Annotated in this window: 2 protein-coding genes; both read right to left on the bottom strand. The window is 35.7% G+C overall.

Translation table 11 applies throughout. The features are described 5' to 3' along the window. The coding region (locus H8718_RS20215) for an IS3 family transposase (protein WP_249334859.1) at positions 1-728 on the bottom strand (728 nt) is incomplete at its 3' end. Continuing rightward, complete coding sequence (locus tag H8718_RS20210; RefSeq protein ID WP_249334858.1) at positions 719-1402, bottom strand: transposase; 684 nt, start codon at positions 1400-1402, stop codon at positions 719-721. The genes H8718_RS20210 and H8718_RS20215, both read right to left, overlap by 10 nt. Positions 1403-1469 lie beyond the last annotated feature (67 nt).

Here is a 1469-nt window from a genome sequence, read left to right as displayed (position 1 = left end):
ATAGGACCATTGTCAATGCATTTACCTACTCTGGACATACTTTGAGTCATTCCTGCATTCATAAGCTTTTTATAAAAAGAGCGACTTGTATACTGAAAGCCCCGATCACTATGGAATAGTGGCTTTGCATTCGGTGATTCTTGTAAGGCCAGGTCAAATGTTTCAAAAACTAATGCATTGTCATTTCTATCACTTATCACGTAGGATACGATACGACGATCGTAAAGATCTATAATAGCACTAAGATAAAGTTTCTTTTTTTCTCCAGAAACGTAATACTTAAATTCTGTTACATCAGTAAGCCATTTCTCATTTGGTTTATCCGCCTTAAATTCACGGTTTAACACATTTTCAGCAATATGTTGTGGATTTGCTGCTTGTCTTGTACAGCCCTTATTTGCGTATTTAATAGTAGATTTTATATTGAGTTTACGACAGATTCTGAGTACTCTTTTATCATTTACTCTTTGATTATGATAACGTTCTAGATCATCTTTGATGCGTCGGTAACCTTTATCAGGATATTGCTCATGAATGACTTCTATTGTCTTTGAAAGTCTTATATTTTTTACTTCATTTTCAGGTGTTTTTCGGTTTAGCCACTTGTAGTATGCAGCTCTAGTTACTTGTCCTATTTGACAAAGAGAGCGAATGGGATAGCCATACTTCTGATGCGACTCAAGTATAGCTTGATAGATTCCTTCGTGTCTTAGACGTCCTAGTCCCATCTCCTTTCTATTTCGTCTAGCTTTTTTAAGAAGTTCATCTCCATTTCTTGACGTTTGTTTTGTGCTTTAAGTAAACGATTTTCCATACGTAAGCGTTCTAGTTCACTCATTTCGTCTACCGGTTTGGTACGACCACGAAGGTCTAAAAGTCCATCTATTCCTGCCTCTTCATATTTTTTCATCCATGTATAAACCTGCTGGTAAGATACTTGAAACTTATCTGCTGTTTCTGTGTAATTATTTTGATTCTCTATGCAATACTGAACGATTGTAACACGTTCTTCATATGTTGTTTTACGCCCTTTAGTCATGATTGGCTTTCCTCCTGTTCCAGAAGCTTTAAGCTCCTCATGATTATTATACTTCCTAATCCAGTTCTGGAGTTGAGTATATGAGCGAATTTGATACTTTTTACAAATCTCCATTAAAGAGCCTTTACCATTCAAATAGTCTTCTACAGCATTTAGTTTAATTATAGTGGGATAGGCTACATTTTTTGATCGAGTAATTAGACCATCTTCTCCTTGGCATTGATAAAGAGAAATCCATTTGGATATGGCTAGGCGGCTAATGCCTAGCAATGATGCTTCATGAGTGACAGTGGTCGTGCCCGTTAAGCACCTTTTAACAACATCTATTTTTATTTCATATGAAATTTTTGATTTTCTTCCCATGAAAAATGCTCCTCCTTAAGATAACAGTTTTATTATTTAAACTGTCTACCTTAAGGGGAGCATATCA

The organism is Zhenhengia yiwuensis (genome assembly GCF_014384995.1).
GTDB classification, from domain to species: domain Bacteria; phylum Bacillota; class Clostridia; order Lachnospirales; family Cellulosilyticaceae; genus Zhenhengia; species Zhenhengia yiwuensis.
Note: the sequence above shows the minus strand (reverse complement) of the source record. Positions and strands in the feature narration are given on the sequence as shown.

Bases quoted from the DNA above. Each gene is read 5' to 3' on its own strand.
- H8718_RS20210 (WP_249334858.1), bottom strand. From the start codon at position 1,402: ATGGGAAGAAAATCAAAAATTTCATATGAAATAAAAATAGATGTTGTT.